The 20,301-nt window shown below is 56.1% G+C and carries 18 protein-coding genes and 1 tRNA gene; 13 read left to right on the top strand and 6 right to left on the bottom strand.

Going from position 1 to position 20,301, the window contains the following annotated elements:
• Positions 1–26 precede the first annotated feature (26 nt).
• Entirely contained in the window at positions 27–590 is a 564-nt protein-coding gene (gene ilvN, locus NIG5292_RS00315) for an acetolactate synthase small subunit (RefSeq protein WP_048597356.1), read from the top strand.
• 324 nt (positions 591–914) lie between these two features.
• On the opposite strand, the gene NIG5292_RS00310 is transcribed toward ilvN, so the two are convergent.
• The 5 genes from NIG5292_RS00310 to pdxH form a co-directional block, all read right to left on the bottom strand.
• Positions 915–4,568, bottom strand: coding sequence for a vitamin B12-dependent ribonucleotide reductase (locus NIG5292_RS00310; protein WP_048597355.1), 3,654 nt, complete (start codon positions 4,566–4,568; stop codon positions 915–917).
• Positions 4,569–5,350: 782 nt separating this feature from the next.
• A tRNA-Pro gene (locus NIG5292_RS00305) sits at positions 5,351–5,427 on the bottom strand.
• Between the two features lie 43 nt (positions 5,428–5,470).
• Positions 5,471–5,923 carry a DUF192 domain-containing protein gene (locus NIG5292_RS00300; RefSeq protein ID WP_048597354.1) on the bottom strand — a complete coding sequence of 151 codons (453 nt, stop codon included), beginning with the start codon at positions 5,921–5,923 and terminating at the stop codon, positions 5,471–5,473.
• 37 nt (positions 5,924–5,960) lie between these two features.
• Complete coding sequence (locus NIG5292_RS00295) at positions 5,961–6,512, bottom strand: cold-shock protein (RefSeq protein WP_048597701.1); 552 nt, start codon at positions 6,510–6,512, stop codon at positions 5,961–5,963.
• A 156-nt stretch (positions 6,513–6,668) separates the two neighbouring features.
• Positions 6,669–7,274 carry a pyridoxamine 5'-phosphate oxidase gene (gene pdxH / locus NIG5292_RS00290; RefSeq protein WP_048597353.1) on the bottom strand — a complete coding sequence of 202 codons (606 nt, stop codon included), beginning with the start codon at positions 7,272–7,274 and terminating at the stop codon, positions 6,669–6,671.
• A gap of 204 nt (positions 7,275–7,478) precedes the next feature.
• Here pdxH and fabI point away from each other — a divergent pair, with 204 nt between their 5' ends.
• The 6 genes from fabI (at position 7,479) to trpE (ending at position 14,159) form a co-directional block, all read left to right on the top strand.
• Positions 7,479–8,285 carry an enoyl-ACP reductase FabI gene (fabI, locus tag NIG5292_RS00285; protein WP_048597352.1) on the top strand — a complete coding sequence of 269 codons (807 nt, stop codon included), beginning with the start codon at positions 7,479–7,481 and terminating at the stop codon, positions 8,283–8,285.
• Positions 8,286–8,295: 10 nt separating this feature from the next.
• Positions 8,296–8,904: a LysE family translocator gene (locus NIG5292_RS00280; RefSeq protein ID WP_048597351.1), complete on the top strand. Its 609-nt coding sequence runs from the start codon at positions 8,296–8,298 to the stop codon at positions 8,902–8,904.
• Positions 8,905–8,925: 21 nt separating this feature from the next.
• Entirely contained in the window at positions 8,926–9,426 is a 501-nt protein-coding gene (gene gpt / locus NIG5292_RS00275; protein WP_048597350.1) for a xanthine phosphoribosyltransferase, read from the top strand.
• A 33-nt stretch (positions 9,427–9,459) separates the two neighbouring features.
• Positions 9,460–10,644: an aminotransferase gene (locus NIG5292_RS00270; RefSeq protein ID WP_048597349.1), complete on the top strand. Its 1,185-nt coding sequence runs from the start codon at positions 9,460–9,462 to the stop codon at positions 10,642–10,644.
• Between the two features lie 70 nt (positions 10,645–10,714).
• Positions 10,715–12,559 (top strand): peptidylprolyl isomerase, encoded by a 1,845-nt coding sequence (locus tag NIG5292_RS00265; RefSeq protein WP_048597348.1) that lies wholly within the window; start codon positions 10,715–10,717, stop codon positions 12,557–12,559.
• Positions 12,560–12,650: 91 nt separating this feature from the next.
• Positions 12,651–14,159, top strand: coding sequence for an anthranilate synthase component I (gene trpE, locus NIG5292_RS00260; protein ID WP_048597347.1), 1,509 nt, complete (start codon positions 12,651–12,653; stop codon positions 14,157–14,159).
• A gap of 24 nt (positions 14,160–14,183) precedes the next feature.
• On the opposite strand, the gene NIG5292_RS00255 is transcribed toward trpE, so the two are convergent.
• Positions 14,184–15,545 carry a divergent polysaccharide deacetylase family protein gene (locus tag NIG5292_RS00255; RefSeq protein WP_048597346.1) on the bottom strand — a complete coding sequence of 454 codons (1,362 nt, stop codon included), beginning with the start codon at positions 15,543–15,545 and terminating at the stop codon, positions 14,184–14,186.
• Between the two features lie 154 nt (positions 15,546–15,699).
• Between NIG5292_RS00255 and NIG5292_RS00250 the strand changes: the two genes are divergently transcribed.
• The 6 genes from NIG5292_RS00250 to NIG5292_RS00225 form a co-directional block, all read left to right on the top strand.
• Positions 15,700–16,311 carry an anthranilate synthase component II gene (locus NIG5292_RS00250; RefSeq protein WP_048597345.1) on the top strand — a complete coding sequence of 204 codons (612 nt, stop codon included), beginning with the start codon at positions 15,700–15,702 and terminating at the stop codon, positions 16,309–16,311.
• On the top strand, positions 16,308–17,327 hold the full coding sequence (gene trpD / locus NIG5292_RS00245; RefSeq protein ID WP_048597344.1) for an anthranilate phosphoribosyltransferase: 1,020 nt from the start codon (positions 16,308–16,310) through the stop codon (positions 17,325–17,327). The genes NIG5292_RS00250 and trpD overlap by 4 nt, the downstream gene beginning before the upstream one ends.
• On the top strand, positions 17,324–18,136 hold the full coding sequence (trpC, locus tag NIG5292_RS00240; protein ID WP_048597343.1) for an indole-3-glycerol phosphate synthase TrpC: 813 nt from the start codon (positions 17,324–17,326) through the stop codon (positions 18,134–18,136). Before trpD ends, trpC begins: the two co-directional genes overlap by 4 nt.
• A complete protein-coding gene (moaC, locus tag NIG5292_RS00235) occupies positions 18,133–18,615 on the top strand; it encodes a cyclic pyranopterin monophosphate synthase MoaC (protein WP_048597342.1) in 483 nt (160 codons plus the stop codon). Before trpC ends, moaC begins: the two co-directional genes overlap by 4 nt.
• Positions 18,612–19,784: a molybdopterin molybdotransferase MoeA gene (locus tag NIG5292_RS00230; protein WP_048597341.1), complete on the top strand. Its 1,173-nt coding sequence runs from the start codon at positions 18,612–18,614 to the stop codon at positions 19,782–19,784. Before moaC ends, NIG5292_RS00230 begins: the two co-directional genes overlap by 4 nt.
• 64 nt (positions 19,785–19,848) lie before the next feature.
• Positions 19,849–20,301, top strand: a 453-nt coding sequence (locus NIG5292_RS00225; protein ID WP_048597340.1) for a LexA family protein, incomplete at its 3' end; no start/stop codon positions are given.

The following is a 20,301-nucleotide window of genomic DNA, read 5'->3' as shown; positions in this document are numbered from 1 at the left end:
AAAACATACATGAACTGAGACACCCAATGGCTGCACTAAAACTCAAGAAAGGCGCATCAAGCCACAGCGCCTACAACCTTCGCCCAACCTTCTCTGACGTAGAAGAACGCCACACCCTTGCGGTATTGGTCGCCAACGAAGCGGGCGTTCTGGCCCGCGTCATCGGACTTTTCTCAGGGCGCGGCTACAACATCGAAAGCCTGACAGTTGCGGAAGTGGATCACGAAAAGCAGCTGTCGCGCATCACGATCGTAACAACCGGAACCCCGCAGATGATTGAACAAATCAAAGCGCAAGTGGGCCGGATTGTGGCTGTGTACGACGTGCACGATCTTACCGTCGAGGGCCCCGCCGTTGAACGTGAGCTGGCCCTGTTCAAAGTTACGGGTACCGGCGACAAGCGCATCGAAGCACTGCGTCTGGCCGAGATTTTCCGCGCCAACGTGGTGGACAGCACCCTTGATAGTTTCGTTTTTGAAATCACCGGTGACGTCGGGAAAATCGATGCATTTGCCGATCTGATGCGCCCCATCGGCCTGATAGAAATGGCCCGCACGGGCGTGGCAGCCCTTTCTCGCGGCCCAGAGTAAGCAATAATTTCCAATAAGTTACAGATTAAAGCTAAAGCTCCTCGCACTGAACAAGCGCGAGGAGCTTTTTAGTTTCAGCACAAGTTCTTTTGTTGAAAAATATCCCGGGGTGTGGGGCAGCGCCCCACCGGATGAATGCCTGCAAAAACAGTGTTTCCTTCTGTTTACCCAAACCAACACACCGAACAAAAATGGGGCGCCCATAGGCGCCCCAGTTTGTTCAATCAGGCTCGTATAATTTACCGCTCTTACGTTGTTTTATGCCTGCGGCCTGATCGTCATGGGCGGCCCTCGCCTGCTCGCGCAGGGGGCCGCCGCATCTCTTTAGCTACAGCCGGATGTGCCGCCGCAGGTGTTGCACTTCATGCAGGTGCCGTTGCGCACCAGCGTGTAGTTTCCGCACTCACCGCAGGCCTCACCCTCGTAGCCTTGCATCTTCGCTTTGGCACGAGCGTCCATCTGTACACCGCCACCTGTAACAGCGGCTTCGGCTACGGCAACGCCGGTTGTGCCATCAGCCACCACAGGGGCCACTGGCGCCACTGACGCTGTCTCGGTCATGCCCATTTGGCCGCCCTGCAACACAGTCAACTCTTGGGGCAAACGCTTGCGCAGATAGCCTGTTGAGCTGATCGTCTTGAGCGCTTCAAGGGTGCGCGTCGCAGCGGTGTCAGACACTTCTTTGACGTTGCTCACGCCCTCTTGCTCACCGCGGCCGATATCATCGAATGTGGCGCCTTCAGGCTTCACATGGGCAAGATCGGTGCGGTCAAGATAGGAAACAGCTAATTCGCGGAAGATGTAGTCCAGCACAGATGTAGCGTTCTTGATGCTGTCGTTGCCTTGGACCATGCCAGCGGGCTCAAACTTGGTGAAGGTGAACGCATCCACGAACTCCTCGAGCGGCACACCGTATTGCAGACCAACAGACACCGCGATGGCGAAGTTGTTCATCATGGCGCGGAAGCCCGCCCCCTCTTTGTGCATATCGATGAAGATTTCACCAAGGTTGCCATCTGCATACTCTCCGGTGCGCAGGTACACTTTGTGCCCGCCCACGTTAGCTTTTTGGGTATAGCCCTTGCGGCGCTGTGGCATCTTTTCGCGGTGTGATTTGATGACCTCTTTGACCACAACCTTCTCGATGATTTTTTCGGCGATGACTTGTGCTTTCTCCATGGTGGAGCCGTTCTCAAGCACATCAGCCGCCTCATCATCATCCTCGACCAAGGCCGCAGCAAGCGGCTGGCTGAGTTTTGAGCCGTCACGGTAGAGCGCATTCGCTTTCACACCCAAAGACCAAGACAGCTCATAGGCTTTCTGACAATCCTCGATCGTTGCGTCGTTTGGCATGTTGATCGTCTTGCTGATCGCGCCAGAGATGAACGACTGCGCTGCGGCCATCATGGTGATGTGGCTGTCGACGCTCAGGAAACGCTCGCCTTTCTTGCCGCACGGGTTGGCACAATCGAAGATCGCATAGTGCTCTTTCTTCAAGTGTGGCGCACCCTCAAGGGTCATCGTGCCGCAAACGTGGTCGTTGGCTGCGTTGATGTCCGCTTTGGTGAAACCCAAGTGTGTCAACAGATCAAACGTTGGATCAGCCAGCTTATCCTGCGGAATGCCCAGAACATTGGTGCAGAATTCTGCGCCCAAGGTCCACTGGTTGAACACAAAGCGGATGTCGAACGTTGATGCCAACGCAGCTTCCACTTTCTCAAGCTCGGCCTGGCCAAAACCATGACCAATCAGGGCGGTGTGGTTGATGCCCGGCGCATTGCCCATTGAGGCGTGCCCAACGGCGTAGCTGACGATCTCTTCGATCTGCGCGCTGCCGTAGCCAAGCTTTTCAAGGGCTGCTGGAACAGAGCGGTTGATGATCTTGAAATAACCACCCCCCGCAAGCTTCTTGAATTTCACCAGTGCAAAGTCTGGCTCAATACCTGTGGTGTCACAGTCCATGACCAAGCCGATTGTGCCTGTCGGCGCAACAACTGTGGCTTGGGCATTGCGGTAACCGTGGGCTTCGCCAAGGCTCAGCGCTTCGTCCCATGCGGATTGCGCCAGTTCGATCAGGCTTTTGTCTGGGCAAGACGCGTGGTCCAGCGCGACTGGCTTGATTTCAAGGTTCTCATAGCCGTCTGTCTTGCCGTAGGCTGCTGTGCGGTGGTTACGGATGACGCGCAGCATATGGTCTGCGTTCTTTTTGTACCCTGGGAACGGGCCCAACTCACCGGCCATTTCGGCAGATGTTGCATAGCTGACGCCGGTCATGATTGCAGTCAGCGCACCGCAAAGCGCGCGGCCTTCATCGCTGTCGTAAGAGTAGCCCATGTTCATCAGCAAACCACCGATGTTTGCATAGCCCAAACCAAGTGTGCGGAAGTCATATGAGCGTTGCGCGATCTCTTTGGATGGGAACTGCGCCATCATCACAGACACCTCAAGGGTGACTGTCCACAGACGGCACGCGTGCATGTAGTCTTCAGACTGGAACACACCGTCTTTGAGGAACGTCAGCAGGTTCATGGATGCAAGGTTACAGGCCGTGTCATCAAGGAACATGTACTCTGAACACGGGTTGGAGCCGCGAATTTCACCGTCTTCTGGGCATGTGTGCCACGCGTTGACTGTGTCGTGGTACTGGATGCCCGGGTCGGCACAGGCCCAAGCTGCGTGGCCTACTTTTTCCCACAAATCGCGCGCTTGGACGGTCTTGAACACTTTGCCGTCTGTGCGATTGATCAAATCCCATGTGCCATCTGCTTCAACGGCCTTCAGGAATGCATCAGTCACCCGGATTGAGTTGTTCGAGTTCTGACCGGAGACAGAGTTATAGGCTTCTGAATCCCAATCCGTGTCATATGTTGGGAACTCAATTGAGGTGTGGCCTTGCTTTGCGTAATCTAGAACGCGCTTGATGTACGTCTCGGGGATCGCAACTTTCTTGGCTGACTTTACCGCTTCTTTCAGCTGTGGGTTAACCTTTGGATCATAGGCATCCTCTTGCGCACCGTCCCACGCTTTGATCGCCGCAAAAATCGCGTTGAGCTTTTGCTCGTGCATCTTTGAGCCAGCAACGATGGACGCTACTTTTTGCTCTTCAAGCACCTTCCACTCGATGAATTCTTCAATATCGGGGTGGTCCGCATCCACGATAACCATTTTGGCCGCGCGCCGTGTTGTGCCACCAGATTTGATCGCACCAGCTGCACGGTCACCAATTTTCAAAAAGCCCATCAGGCCAGATGATTTACCACCGCCAGAGAGCCCCTCACCCGAGGCACGCAGGCTTGAGAAGTTTGTGCCTGTGCCAGAGCCGTATTTGAACAAACGCGCTTCACGCACCCAAAGGTCCATGATGCCGCCTTCGTTTACCAGATCATCCGCAACAGATTGAATAAAGCACGCGTGTGGCTGTGGGTGCTCATAACTGCTGGTGGATTTGGTTAGCTTGCCGGTCTTGTGGTCTACATAGTGGTGGCCTTGGGCAGGTCCGTCGATACCGTAGGCCCAGTGCAGGCCCGTGTTAAACCACTGCGGGCTGTTCGGCGCGGCGCGCTGTGTCGCCAGCATGTAGCGCATCTCGTCGAAATACGCACGGGCGTCAGCTTCAGTGGTGAAATACCCACCTTTCCAACCCCAGTATGTCCACGCACCCGCCAGACGATCAAAAACTTGCTTCGCTGATGTCTCGCCGCCGAAGGTCGCACCTTTTGCTGGTTTGGACTTCCAAAGGAACTCAGGGACATCCTTCTCGGCCACTTTTTCAATTTTGGACGGCACGCCCGCTTTGCGGAAATACTTCTGCGCAATCACGTCGCTGGCAACTTGGCTCCAGCTGGAGGGTACTTCCAGATCTTCGAGTTGAAACACAATCGTGCCATCGGGGTTCCGGATTTCCGAAACTGTTTTGATAAAGTCCAGTTCGGCGTATGCGTCTTTGCCGGCGGCGGTAAATGTGCGGTCAATTTTCATATCTCGGAGCCCTGTCCCTGTAAAATGTTTAACTGCAAAACACGCAGCGGCGCGTCTTGGCTGATGCTGATAGGGACAAATCTTCTGCTCAGCGCCTCGGTTATCCGTAGCTCTGACGGAGTGCGTCTTGGCAAGTGGCGCCGCGCACATCCTATATTTGTTGTGGTCTTTTGAACCTGTCCCCACCAACCTGCGCGCCACTATATGTAGTGGCCACCATGTCAGCCTGCACAACCTGACGTAGTTCCACCTAGGTGGTCAACGGTTTTTTATTAATCAAAGTCTCAAAATGGTATTGACGGTAAGGGGCCTAGTATGGGCCAGACACAATCATGTGATTCATGTGCGCGAAGGCTGTGGATAACTGTGATTTCGCCCGCAACATGAACAACCGAATTTTTCCTTTTATTCCCGCAGTTTTATCGCGGCTCTTTAAGAAATCAGCAGACTTTATCCAGACGCTTTTCCACAGGATGGCAGAATTTACGGCCAGCGTACTTGGGTTAATGGATCGCTAAAATTATTTTCCTGAAGAGGAAAATTAGCCAAGCCGATCAGTATCAAAAGTATCAATTATTCCGCAGATGATAGCAAATGTGGAAAGGCGCACAGCCTTTGCCACTAAATGTAGCACACATTCAATAAACCACTCCGAATCTAGCACCACTACGATTTGCAGGGAATAACGCAAAAGACAGCCGCCCTTCTCAACACATGACTAAATGTGTGACAGCACTACAGACTACCCTTGGGGCACTGGCTCAATAAATAATGTTGTGAAGTGGTCGGGACGGCAAGATTCGAACTTGCGACCTACGGTACCCAAAACCGTCGCGCTACCAGGCTGCGCTACGCCCCGACTGATGCTGCGTTTAATCCGCCTTTGCGCAAATGAAAAGCCCCTAACAGGGCCAAGATGCAACTTCTTTGTCAAAAATCTCATGCCGCATCTCAGAACCCGCGTTGATCCCGTAAATCTCGGACAATCCGCCGTTAATTTCGAGCACATACATGATGTTATCGCCCCCGGGGATCGGTGTCAGATCACCAGGAATCGCGTTTGAATGCACTTTGCGCACTACCCCGTCTTCACTGGCAAAGATCATATCGAGGGGGATCAACGTATTCTTCATCCAGAACGCAACGGTTTGTGGACGCTCGTACACGAATAGCATCCCTGTCCCACGCGGCATGGTTTCGCGAAACATCAACCCTTGGGCACGCTCAGCGGGGTCAGCGACGACTTCGACGTCAAAAACCGCCTTGCCCCATGTGCCGCGCAATTCGATCTGACTGTCGGAACACGCGGCCTGTGCGCCAAACGGCAGCACAACAAAAAAGCACGCAGCGGCCATCGCTACGTGCTTTTTGAAAATCGTTCTAAAGATGGAATTACTGACGCTCGACAGCGAAATCCCATGTGCAGACTTGCGCTGCCATTTTGCCGCGCTCACCGTCGATGACACGGATGCCAACGGCTTCGCCGCTTTGCAGATCTGCCAGACCAGAACGGCGCAGTACTTCAACATGCACAAAGATGTCTTCGTCAAAGCCAAACACATTCGCAAAACCGAAACCTTTGGTTTTGTCGAACCACTTAACGCGGGACGGCTCAAGCTCGATCTTTTGTAGCTCTTCGGGGCTGACGTGAACAAACTCGCCCAGTGTGCTGGTGCCGTCGTCTTCTGGTGGTGTGATCTCAAGGACCTCAACCGCCTGCACGCCGCGATCTGTGTGTTGAATTGCGATCTCAATTTCTGTGCCCTCCGCGATGGAGCCTTGGCCGAAATTACGCAAAACATTTGCGTGTAACAAAATGTCGGGACCACCGTCGTCAGCCACAACAAATCCAAAACCCTTAACCGGGTCAAACCATTTAACGACGCCAAATACGATTTCTTCTTCTTCGACGTCTACTTTCTCAATATTCTGCTGTTCTTGCATTTTGCACATAACCATCCCGCTTTGGGGACGCTCCATCTGTAATTACACTACTGATTACTGTGCTGCAGGTTACGGGCCGTCGGTGCAATTTATCTGCGGAGTACCGACGGCCTCTTTAGGAACGCTGTGCTATCTTTGGTTTAAGTACGTAAAAGTCTAAGGATTCAAACGCACTACATCCCATGGCTCATCCGGTGCTGCACGGGTCCAGCGGAACCGGTTGTGCAAGCGAAACTCCCCATCGGCCCAGAACTCAATCTCGATCGGCGTAATCCGGTAGCCGCCCCAAAAAGGTGGCCGCGTCGGATTTGCGCCCATCTTGGCCGTCACTTTTGCCACTTCTGCCATAAGGCTTGCCCGTGATGCCAATGGTTTGGATTGATCCGAGGCCCACGCGCCAAGGCGGCTTTTGAGCGAGCGGGAGTTGTAATATTCATCCGCTTGCGGCCCATCTTCTTTGGTCACATGACCGCGCACACGAATTTGGCGGCGCAAAGACTTCCAGTGCATTACAAACGCAGCCTTTTCGGCCCCATCAATTTCCTGCGCCTTTTTCGAGGTATAATTGGTGTAGAAAACAAATGCCGCGTCCTCGACATCTTTTAGCAACACCATGCGCGCATTCGGCATCCCGTCTGCATCCACTGTCGAAAGTGCTATGGCGTTAGGATCATTGATCTCGCTTTGCTCGGCCTCGGCCATCCATAATTTTGCCAGCTCGAACGGGTCATCGCCCGCGAAAATTCCACTGCGTCCGGTCATAGTAAGAATACGTCCTCAAAAAGGTGGTTAATGTCTGTTGTCTGCATCACGCTTGCGCCGTTTTGTGCATTTGGGCCCCTGCCGTTGCCCGTTGAACCGGCAATTGCCCAAGATAACACAGCACGGAGCCTTGCCGCTCGCTTAGGGCTGACGTAAACCTCACACAGAGGCGGTCAAGCGCCAGCACTACCCAAGGGGAAAACAATGTCAAACCAACTCATGGCCGGCAAACGCGGTCTCATCATGGGCCTGGCCAACGATAAATCTATTGCGTGGGGCATTGCAAAAGCCTGCGCCGATGCGGGCGCCGAGCTTGCTTTCTCATATCAAGGTGACGCCCTGCTTAAACGCGTGGGCCCTCTTGCAGCACAGCTTGGCTCTGACATGGTAATCCCGTGCGATGTGGGCGATGAAGCCTCAATTGACGCGCTTTTTGCCGAGATTGAAAAAGCGTGGGGCAAGATTGACTTCGTCGTACATGCTATTGGTTTTTCTGACAAAAATGAATTGCGCGGCCGGTACGTTGATACGACACGCGGCAACTTTGCAATGTCCATGGATATCTCCGTTTACTCATTCACAGCCGTCGTGCAGCGCGCCGAAAAGATCATGAACCCCGGAGGCTCGTGCCTGACGCTGACGTATTATGGTGCAGAAAAAGTGATGCCCCATTACAACGTCATGGGGGTTGCCAAAGCGGCCCTTGAAGCGTCCGTGAAATACTTGGCCGAAGACCTCGGCAAAGACGGCATCCGCGTCAACGCCATCTCTGCGGGTCCAATCAAAACGCTTGCGGCCTCTGGAATCGGTGATTTCCGCTACATCATGAAGTGGAACGAGTATAACTCGCCCCTGCGCCGCAATGTGACCACCGAAGACGTGGGGAAATCCGCGCTGTACTTGCTGTCTGATCTGGGCAGTGGCGTCACAGGCGAGAACCTGCACGTCGACGCAGGGTATCACGTGGTCGGCATGAAAGCCGTCGACGCCCCCGATATGTCCAAAGAATAACGGCGCGCTCATGATTGCGGCCTTTATGACGGCGTATTTTCTGCATCTTGTCGCGGCGGCCTCACCGGGCCCTGCTATTTTGATGGCGGCCCGTGTCGGGCTGCGCGACGGGATGCAGACATCTGTCTTTTTGGCTGCTGGCATCGCTGTTGGGGCTTTGTTTTGGGCCGTTGCGGCCCTTTTTGGTCTGGCAGTTTTGTTTCGCGCAGCGCCGGGCCTGATGTGGGGCTTCAAACTTGCAGGGGGTCTGTTTCTGATGTGGCTCGCGCTACAAATGTGGCGCGACGCAGATGCGGACGTTGAGACCCCCGAAAATATCAAAACACCCACCCCGTTTGCTGCCTTTTGGTGCGGGGTTGCGACACAGCTGGCCAATCCCAAACCAGCCGTTTTCTTTGGTGCGATTTTCGTGGGCACCATTCCAACAGACGCCTCGCCGCTTTGGGTGCTGGCCCTGCTTGGCGCTATTTTGATCAACGAGTTTGCCTGCTGCACGATTGTGGCGCGGTTGTTTTCTATTGAGCACATTCGCCGCGGATACCTCCGCCTCAAATACATTATTGACCGCGGTTTTGGGGGCATCCTTGCCCTGTTGGGCCTTAAGGTCGCCTTCACTTAATTCCGCCGAAAGGACCACCACATGACTGATCGTTTGCCGCACGAAAAAGGGTTTCACATCTCATGGGACCAAATCCACCGTGACAGCCGCGCATTGGCGTGGCGTCTTGATGGCAAAGGGCCGGACGATGGAAACTGGCGCGCGATCGTGGCAATCACCCGTGGCGGCATGGCCCCGGCAATGATCGTTGCGCGCGAGTTGGACGTGCGGACCGTTGATACGATCAGCGTGAAATCCTACTCGCACCAAGACCAATCCGAGGCTTCTGTGCTCAAACGTCCAGACGCTGATATGATGGGCGATGGCACGGGCATTTTGATTATCGATGATCTGGTCGACAGCGGCAAAACCCTTGAACTGGTTCGTGAAATGTACCCCAACGCGCATTTCGCAACTGTTTACGCCAAACCAAAAGGCGAGCCGCAAGTCGATACGTTCATCACAGGTGTTTCTCAAGATACGTGGATCTTTTTCCCGTGGGATATGGCCCTACAATATGTGGAGCCCTACCGCGGCGTCTAATCCAAAACTGCCCTTCTTTCAGGAGCTTAGCTGATGTCACAGTCTCGAACACAAACCACTTTTGCGCCCCCCGTTATGGAGGCCCGCCGTTGGCTTGAGACTGCTGATTTCAGCGAACAGCCCCTGATCAACGTTTCACAAGCTGCCCCCGTGAACCCGCCACCCGCCGAAATGCGTGCGGCGATGGCGGCCATGATGGAAGAAGATGACACGCATCTTTATGGGGCGGTGTTGGGCAACGATGCGCTGCGCACCGAACTTGCCAGCCAATGGGCGCGCCACTTTGAGGGCACAGTGTCACCGGCGCAGGTTGCCATCACATCGGGGTGCAATCAGGCGTTCTCAGCAACGATTTCGGCAATTTGCGCCGAAGGGGATGAAGTTCTGCTGCCAACCCCTTGGTATTTCAATCATAAAATGTGGCTTGATATGGCAGGCGTCACGACGGTGCCGCTTGATACAGGCGCTCATTTGACGCCGGATGTCGCAACGGCCAAAGCCCTGATCGGGCCGCGCACAAAGGCCATCGTGCTGGTAACCCCCAATAATCCTGCGGGCACCGAGTATAGCAGTGAAACTGTGCGTGCATTCTATGATCTGGCCAAAGCGCACGGGCTGAAACTGCTCATTGACGAGACCTACCGCGACTTTGACAGCCGCGACGGCGCGCCCCATACCCTTGTCGGGCTACCTGATTGGGATGAGACCCTTGTCCAGCTTTACAGCTTTTCCAAAGCCTACCGGCTGACCGGTCACCGCGTGGGTGCCATGATGGCGTCACCTGCGTTTTTGGCCGAAGCGGAAAAATTCCTCGACACAGTTGCTATTTGTCCCAACCAGCTTGGTCAAAAAGCAGCCCTTTGGGGCCTTCAAAACCTTAGCGACTGGCTTGCAGGCGAGCGGCAGGAAATCCTGAACCGCAGCGCAGCAATTGGGCAAAACATGCCCGCGCTTGAGGCCAAAGGTTGGTCCCTGTTGGGCAACGGCGCGTATTTTGCCTATCTGCGGCACCCCTATGCAATGCCCTCTGATGAGTTGGCCAAGTGGCTGGTCCATAACGCCCAAATCCTTGCCCTGCCCGGCACCATGTTCCGGCCTAGTGACGACCCCGCAGGCGCGCAAGAAATGCGCATCGCTTTTGCCAATATTGACGCAAGCGGCATTGCGGCCCTTTTTGCACGGCTCAGCGCCCTTGAAGGTCTGCCCCTTCGCGCATAGACATCTTTTGAACATCACTGCGGCGGGCGTGTACCAGCCCTGCCACCCTAAACATTGAGGCGCGCGCGTTATGGCCGAGAAGAAAAAAGCATCGAAATTTCTGGGCACTGCCCTACTCGGTTTGTTGGGGGTTTCGCTGATTGGCTTTGGCACCGGCGGCTTTGGCACGAACATCTCAAGCATCGGCAAAGTCGGTGATACGACGATTGACGCAAACGATTATGCCCGCGCGCTGGATCAAGAATTACGCAGCCTCGGCGCACAATTCGGCCAGAACATCACCTTCGCTCAGGCACAGCAATTCGGCATCGACCGATCCGTATTGCAACGCGTTATCGCACAGACCGCTCTTGATAATGAGACCATGCGCCTTGGCCTGTCTGTGGGCGATGCGGAGGTGGCCGAGCAAGTGCGCGCAGTGCAGACGTTCCGCGGCCTCGACGGCCAATTTGACCGCGAAGCCTATGCCTTTACCCTTGAGCGCGCTGGCCTGAGCGAGGCCGAGTTTGAAGCCGACATTCGCAGCGAAGCTGCACGCAACCTGCTGCAAGCCGCCATCACCACGGACACCGCGCCCTCTGATGCCTATGTGGATTTGATGTTCTCCTACCTTGCGGAGCGCCGTAATATCACGTGGGGAACTGTGGCAGAGACCGATCTTGAGACGCCTCTGGCCGTGCCCACGCCGGCCGAGCTTCAGACGGTCTATGAGGCCAACCCCGCCACCTTCACAACCCCAGAGGCAAAGCGGCTAACTTATGTGTGGCTCACACCCGCCATGCTGGCCGATACGATCGAGATCGATGACGCCACCCTGCGCGAACTTTATGAAGAGCGCATCGATCAATACATCCAGCCCGAGCGCCGCTTGGTTGAGCGACTGGTATTTGAAGATCAAGACACCGCCGAAGCCGCCGCTGCGCAGCTTGCCGTTGATCCAAGTGGCTTTGAAACACTGGTGCTTGATCGCGGCCTTACCCTTGAGGATATTGATCTGGGTCCTGTCGCCCAAGCTGATTTGAACGGTGCGGCAGAAGCCGTTTTTGCCCTTGATGATACGGGCGTCACCGCAGTGGTCGAGACCGATCTTGGTCCGGCAATCTTCCGTGTGAACGCTATTTTGACCGCTCAAGAAACACCCTTTGTTGAGGCCCGTGACGATCTTGCCAGTGACATTCTGGCCAACCGTGCAGCGCGCCAAATTCAGGACCAAGCCCGTGGCTTTGACGAGGAATTGGCTTCTGGCGCTACGCTTGAGGATCTGGCCGCTGAAAGCGATCTGACCCTGGGGACGATTGACTGGACACCGGACGCAGAGCAAGACATCGCCGCCTACGACGGGTTCCGTCAGGCCGCACGTATTGTTGGCGCCGAAGACTTCCCGGAGATTGCTGAGCTTGAAGACGGTGGTATCTTTGCGCTGCGCCTTGACGAGGTCATTCCGCCCACGTTGCAACCGCTAAGCGATGTTCAACAACAAGCGACCCTTGCGTGGCAAGAAGCACAGCGCACCGCGGCCCGTGCAGCCAAAGCAGACGCCGCAGCAGATAGCCTGCGCGCGGGAACTGCCCTGCCTGATCTTGGTCTTGATGAAGTGATTGAACAGGACCTGACCCGCAGCGACACCATCCCCGGCGCGGCACCTGAACTGGTGCAGACCGCTTTCGAAATGGCCATCGGTGATGTGCGCACGATTGAAGGCGAAAGTGCCACTTATATCGTGCGTCTTGATGCGGTGAATGGCCCCGATGCGGACAACCCCGAAATCACGGCCCTGCGCGACGCAGTTGAGACAGCAGCACGCCAAGATATCAGCCAAGACGTGCTGGATGCGTTTACGGCTGCCGTGCAAGCAGATGCCCGCGTGCAGCTGGACCAAGGTGCAATCAACGCGATCCACGCAGGCTTCAACTAAAGCGGGCCCAAAAACACCAGTGGCTGCGCACCTGCGCGGCCCCACCCCCATTTAACACCGTGCGCTTTAGATATGCGCAAAGGACACCATCATGACCCTGACCCCAAGCTATGATGATTTTGCGGCACAGTTTGAGGCCGGCAAAAACCAACTGGTCTACACGCGCCTTGCGGCTGATCTTGATACGCCCGTGTCATTGATGCTGAAACTTGGGGGGGCGCAAACCAATAGCTTTATGTTGGAATCCGTCACTGGCGGTGAAGTGCGCGGACGATATTCGATCATTGGGATGAAGCCTGATCTGATCTGGCGCTGCACAGACCAAAAGGCTGCCATCAACCGCGAGGCACGCTTTGATGACGACGCTTTTATGGCAGAAGTTGATGATCCGCTGACATCTTTGCGCGCGCTGATTGCCGCCTCAAAGATTGATCTGCCTGATGACTTGCCTGCGGCTTGTGCGGGGCTTTTTGGGTATCTTGGCTATGACATGATCCGGCTGGTTGAGAACCTGCCAAACATCAACCCCGACCCGTTGAACGTACCCGATGCGATCATGCTACGCCCGTCTGTTGTGGCGGTGCTCGACGGAGTGAAAGGCGAAGTCATCCTGGTCTCCCCTGCGTGGGTCTCAAGCGGTCTGTCCGCCCGCGCGGCTTACGCCCAAGCAGCTGAACGTGTCCAAGATGCGCTGCGCGATCTGGACCGCGCCTTACCCGCAGACACACGTCAAATGCGCGACCAACCTGCACCGGCAAATGCTGTGTCGAACTTTGCCAAAGACGATTACAAGGCCGCCGTGGAAACCGCCAAGGATTACATCCGTGCGGGCGACATCTTCCAATGCGTGCCTTCACAGCGTTGGACCCAAGACTTCAAAGAGCCGCCCTTTGCGCTTTATCGCAGTTTGCGCCGCACCAACCCATCGCCGTTTATGTTCTTTTTCAACCACGGTGATTTTCAAATTGTCGGCGCCTCGCCCGAGATTCTGGTGCGCGTTTTTGACGATGAAGTTACCATCCGCCCCATTGCGGGCACCCGTCCACGCGGTGCAACACCTGCCGAAGATCAGGCAAACGAAGATGATCTTTTGGCGGACCAAAAAGAATTGGCAGAGCACCTGATGCTGCTCGATCTGGGCCGCAACGACGTGGGTCGCGTGAGCCAAATTGGAACTGTGCGCCCCACCGAAGAATTCATCGTCGAGCGCTATTCCCACGTCATGCACATCGTGTCGAACGTTGTGGGCAAACTTGCCCCTGAACATGACGCGCTATCGGCGTTTTTTGCAGGTATGCCAGCGGGGACTGTATCCGGCGCGCCCAAAGTACGGGCGATGGAAATCATCGACGAGTTAGAGCCCGAAAAGCGCGGCATCTACGGCGGCGGTTTGGGGTATTTCTCGGCGGGCGGCGATATGGACATGTGTATCGCCCTGCGCACAGCCGTCATCAAAGATCAAAAACTATACATCCAAGCGGGGGGCGGTGTGGTCTACGACTCTGACCCCGAATTTGAATATCAAGAGACCGTTCACAAATCGAACGCCATCCGCAAAGCGGCCGCCGATGCAGCACGGTTCGGTTCAGGCAACAGCTAAGGGCGTCACTCAGCGCCGCTGTCTTTATCGGGCTTGCAGCACCACGGAGACAGGCACCAGTGAGACACGCGAAGCGCGTTGTCCCTGCCCCCATTGCAAAATCGCCTCAACAGTTTCGGGGCGCGCGCGGGCAACCAAAACAATCGCACCTTCTTGGGCTGCTTTGAACGCCGCCTGATCAAGGAAACGGCGGATCACCGCACCGTCTTGCCCGTCAGGATCAAGATCGCGGAAGACCTGTGCCGTGGGGACATCCTTTTGCGCAGCAACACGACCAAAACTGTTTAGACCCGTTTGATAGGTCATCACGCCCCAGCCTTTGTCCACCGCAATATCTGTCACTTGGTCGCGCAAATCCTCAGCGCGCTGCAAGACACCGTCGCTTGTCTCAAAAATGCCAACGGCTTTGGGGACAGCTTGTGACACCGCTTCAAAGGCCACTTCCAAATCTGCGGGCGTGGCCGTGGGCAAAACATCAACCAACGACAGCACTTCAAGGTCCGCGCTGCGGTAGAGAGCGGCGCGTGCAGTTGCCGTGGGCGCCGTTGCTTTCACCCCGAACGACACGGGGAACGGAAAGCTGTTGATCCCCGCCAAATCAAGCGTTGAGGTGCCATCGTCCAGCAAAACCAGCGCCATCAAGGGTTTGGTGGGATCAACGTCAGCAGGGGCTGCAAAATCAACAATCGCGCGGCCCGTTGGGGTGACTTGAGGCAAGGCGCTGGCTGCAACATCATCCTCAGGGGCGGTGTCTTGCTCGGAAGAGCGGTTCACTTTCACACCTTCGGCCAGATCACCGATTGTGCCACCAGAGCTTTCAAAGCCCACCTCAGGTTTGTCGCTGGGCGGATCAACGATTTCAGGTGCTTCAGTTACCTCGGGCGCAGGTGCTTCATCAGTTTCGGGTGCCTCAACCGGAGCTTCATCCGCTGGCGCGGCACTGCTTTGAGTATCAACCGCAATCAGCGCGGAACCATCCTCGTCACTTGGCGCAGTCGGTGCAGCCGCTTGCGGCGCGGGCAGAACGGGTGCCTCAACCTGTACTTCAACACCAAGGGGCGCTACTGCAGCGGGGCCTTCGACGCCACCACTTTGCCCCCCGATCACAGGGCGCGCTGCGGTCTGCGTGTCTGCATCCGGTGCCGCCACTTGGGCCTCGGGGACATTCACCGTTGGGGCTGCATCGCTTGGCGTATCAAGAACGGGCGGCAGCACAGTTGGGGCCACATCACCCACAACTGGCGCAGAGGCCACAGGTGCGGGCGCGTCAGTTGGCACTGCAGTCGGAGGCGTTGTGGCAACCGGAAACGCAAGATGCGCACCAAGCAAGCCCGCTGCGCCAATCGCCGTGCCCCAAAAGGTTCCTGCCAATAATCCGCGTGCCACGTCTCAAGATCCTCTAATTTCTTGCCCAAACCGGCGCATTCCGCCCTCGCCCGTCTTGACCTCAGTCTTATTCCCTGACCATCTATAACCCCACAGCCATGCGCCGCGTAACCCCTTTTCGGTGCTCAACCTTTTGCCCCACGGAGGCGCAGCGATGCTGCTCTTGATCGATAACTACGACAGCTTCACGTACAACCTTGTCCATTATGTGGGCGGTCTTGGGGTGGATGTGAAGGTCGTGCGCAATGATGCGATCACTGTTGATGAGGCAATGAGAATGGGCGCGGAAGGGATTTTACTCTCGCCCGGGCCGTGTGATCCGGCCCAAGCAGGCATTTGTCTTGCGCTGACAGAGGCCGCCGCCGCCGCGCAATTGCCGCTTTTGGGTGTCTGTCTTGGACACCAAACCATTGGCGAGGCGTTTGGCGGCAAAGTTGTGCGCCACTCAGAGATTGTGCACGGCAAAATGGGCACGATCCAACACGAAAACAAAGGTCTCTTTGCAGGACTGCCCCAGAATTTTCTGGCGACGCGCTATCACTCGCTTGTGGTTGATGCACCAAGCCTGCCCGATGCGCTTGAGGTGACTGCTTCCCTTGAGGACGGCACGATCATGGGGCTACAACACCGCCAATTGCCAATCCACGGGGTGCAGTTTCATCCGGAATCAATCCGATCTGAACACGGTATGGCGTTGCTTAAAAACTTCACTGACCTGCTGCCAAGCAGTGCCAAAACACTCACCGCCGAGGAAGCACACCCATGAGCGACCAGATGAAACCCCTGATTTTCGGGGCCTCCGAAGGCCCGCTAAGCCGGACGCAGGCGGAAGCGGCGTTTGAGTTGTTGTTTGAGGGACAGGCCACAGACGCGCAAATCGGCGGGCTGTTGATGGCCATGCGCGCCCGCGGCGAAGCTGTTTCGGAATACGCCGCCGGTGCGGCGGTCATGCGCGCCAAATGTAACGCGGTCAAAGCCCCTGCCGGCGCGATGGATATCGTGGGCACCGGTGGTGATGGCATGGGCACGCTCAACATTTCAACGGCCACGGCGTTTGTTGTTGCAGGCGCAGGGGTGCCTGTGGCCAAACACGGCAATCGCAACTTATCATCACTGTCCGGTGCGGCGGATGCACTTGGGCAAATGGGCATCAACGTCCTGGTCGGAGCGGATGTGGTGGAACGGGCCATCGCGCAAATTGGCATCGGCTTTATGATGGCACCAATGCATCATCCTGCGATTAAACACGTCATGCCCGCGCGTCAGCAACTTGGGTGCAAAACGATCTTCAACATCTTGGGCCCGCTGACAAACCCCGCAGGTGTTACGCGGCAACTGACCGGTGCGTTCGCCCCCGATTTGATCATGCCGATGGCCGAAACACTGCTACAGCTTGGTAGTGAAAAAGCGTGGCTTGTGCATGGCTCGGACGGGACAGATGAGTTGACCATCTGTGGCACCACGGCTGTGGCTGCCCTAGAGAACGGCAAGATCACATCTCGCGAAGTGCACCCCGAAGACGCAGGCCTGCCCGTGCACCGCTTTGCTGAAATTTTGGGCGGCACACCGGAAGAAAACGGCGCTGCGTTCCGCGCGCTTCTTGATGGACAGCCGTCAGCGTACCGCGATGCGGTGTTGTTGAACTCTGCCGCGGCGCTGATTGTTGCGGAGAAAACTGACAGTCTGAAAACTGGCGTTGAAATGGCCCGCGAAAGCATCGATAGCGGTGCTGCAAAATCAAAACTTACCGAGCTTGCAAAGCTCACGTCGGAGGCCGCATGAGCACGACCATTCTGGATAAAATCAAAGCCTACAAACTTGAAGAAGTGGCCGCGCGCAAAGCCGAAACCACCCTTGAAGCCGTAACAGCGCTGGCCAAAGACGCGCCTGCGCCGCGTGACTTTGCAGGTGACGTGATTGCTGCCACCAAAACCGGTTATGGGCTGATCGCCGAGATCAAAAAGGCCTCCCCCTCAAAAGGGTTGATCCGCGAAGACTTCAACCCGCCCGCCTTGGCCCAAGCCTATGAAGCCGGCGGCGCGACCTGTCTTTCTGTGCTGACCGACGGGCCAAGCTTTCAGGGCGCTGACGCATTCCTGACCGCGGCACGCGGTGCGGCCACTCTGCCCGCATTGCGCAAGGACTTCATGTATGATCCGTTCCAAGTTGTGGAGGCGCGCGCGCTTCACGCGGACTGTATCTTGATCATCCTTGCCTCCGTATCAGACGACCAAGCGGCCGAGCTTGAGGCCGCCGCGACCGAATGGGGCATGTCGGTTTTGCTTGAGGTCCATGACGCCGAAGAGCTTGAGCGCGCTTGCTTGCTGAAATCCCCGCTGATGGGCATCAACAACCGCAACCTCAAAACGTTTGAGACCACTCTTGATACAACGCGCACCCTGTCAAAAATGGTGCCAGCGGACCGCACAATCGTGTGTGAAAGTGGCCTGAACACCCCCGCCGAGTTGGCCGATATGGCAAGCTATGGCGCGCGTGCGTTCTTGATTGGTGAGAGCCTGATGCGCCAGTCAGATGTGGCCGCTGCCACCAACGCGCTGATTGGCAATCCCGCTCCACCAGTGTCGTCATGACCCAAGCGAAGCTCACGCATTTTGACACCGAAGGCCGCGCGCAGATGGTCGATGTGTCGGACAAAGCTGAAACATCGCGCATCGCCGTGGCCGAGGGCTACATTAAGATGTCACCCCAAACCCTTGAAATTGTGAACGAAGGACGGGCCAAAAAAGGCGATGTGATTTCTGTCGCACGTCTTGCGGGCATCATGGGCGCAAAACAAACCGCTGCTCTGATACCACTGTGTCACCCGCTCCCTATCACCAAAGTTGCTGTCGATTTGGTAGCTGATGCGTCCCTACCCGGCTTGCGCATCACCGCTGAGGTCAAAACCAAAGGGCAAACCGGCGTTGAAATGGAAGCGCTGACCGCCGTCAGCGTCGCAGGGCTTACCGCTTACGATATGCTCAAGGCCGTTCAAAAAGACATGGAAATTGGCGCGGTCCGCGTCACGCTGAAAGACGGCGGCAAGTCAGGCAGGTTTACCGCGCCGTGATAACCGTTGCCCAAGCACTTGAGGCGGTGCTTTCCCTTGGCACGCCGCTTGATACCGAAGTGGTCCCACTACGCCACGCATCGGGCCGCGTCCTGCGCGAAGCAGTCACGGCCGAGCGCGCTCAGCCGCCCTTTTCCAGCTCCGCCATGGACGGTTACGCCATTCAGGACGCCGACCATGTTGCGGGCAACACCTTGCGCGTTATCGGCGAAGCCGCGGCAGGACACCGATTTGAAGGCGTCGTTCAGCAAGGTCAGGCAGTACGTATTTTCACCGGCGCGCCGTTACCCCACGGCGCAACGCGCGTCGTTATTCAGGAAGATGTAACTGGGCGCGACAGCAGCATCACGCTTGGGGCGTCTCTTGAGGCGGCAACACATATCCGCCCCGCCGGTGGTGATTTCAAACAGGGCCACGTTGTTAAAGCTCCCAAACGGCTAACACCCGCTGACATCGCCCTTTTGGCCTCAATGAATATCGCCGAGGTAACTCTGAGCCGCAGACCCGCAGTGGCATTGTTGGCCACGGGTGACGAGCTGGTCATGCCCGGTGAAGCGCCGAACGATGAACAAATCATCGCGTCGAACACCTTTGGCCTTGCAGCGATGTTGGAAGCCGCGGGCGCAACCGCCCGAATGTTGCCAATCGCGCGCGATAATGAGGCATCTTTGCGCCAGTCGTTCGATCTGGCGCGCGGTGCCGATCTGATCGTGACTGTGGGTGGCGCCTCTGTTGGGGATCATGATTTGGTGGGCGCTGTGGCCGCTGACATGGGACTTGAACGCGCGTTTTACAAAGTCGCCATGCGTCCGGGTAAACCACTTATGGCTGGTAAGATAAACGGCATCGCGATGCTGGGCCTGCCTGGAAACCCCGTGTCAGCCATGGTTTGCGGTGAGATATTTCTTAAGCCATTAGTTGATCAGATGCTGGGCCTGCCTGCTACTGCGCGCGAAACAATCACGGCGCCAACCAACAAAATCATTCCGGCAAATGGTCCGCGTGAACACTATATGCGTGGGCGTTACCGTGACGGCACCGTTAAAGTATTTGATCGCCAAGACAGCAGTTTACTCAAAGTTCTTCACGTCGCGAATTGCCTGATAAAACGCGCGCCACACGCACCCGAGATCGCCGTTGGTGCGCCCGTTGAGATCATCTTGATCTAAAGATTGACACAAAACAGGAACATCGATAGAACATCTGTAAACAAAACGCTTACAGGGGTGCATTATGCTGACTAAAAAACAGTTGGATTTACTTGAGTTCATTCAAGCACGTGTTCAAAAAGACGGCGTCCCCCCCAGTTTTGATGAGATGAAAGAAGCGCTGGATTTGCGGTCAAAGTCGGGCATTCACCGCTTGATCACCGCCCTTGAAGAGCGCGGCTTTATCCGCCGCTTGGCCCACAAAGCCCGTGCGTTGGAAATTGTGAAACTGCCCGAAAGCATGGGCGGCGCCCCTACTGCCGGCTTCACACCCAAAGTTATTGATGGTGACCGACCTGATCAGACGCCACCACGGGCGCAATCTGTGCAAATTCAAGCAGTTGAACTACCTGTAATGGGTAAAATTGCCGCCGGTGTACCGATTGAAGCGATCCAACATGCCTCGCACAACGTGGCTGTGCCCGGAACAATGCTGTCGGGAAACGGTCATCACTATGCGCTTGAAGTTAAAGGCGAT

The sequence above is a fragment of the Nereida ignava genome (assembly GCF_001049735.1).
In the GTDB taxonomy this organism is placed as follows: Bacteria; Pseudomonadota; Alphaproteobacteria; order Rhodobacterales; family Rhodobacteraceae; genus Nereida; species Nereida ignava.
This window is presented reverse-complemented; position numbering and strand designations above follow the sequence as displayed.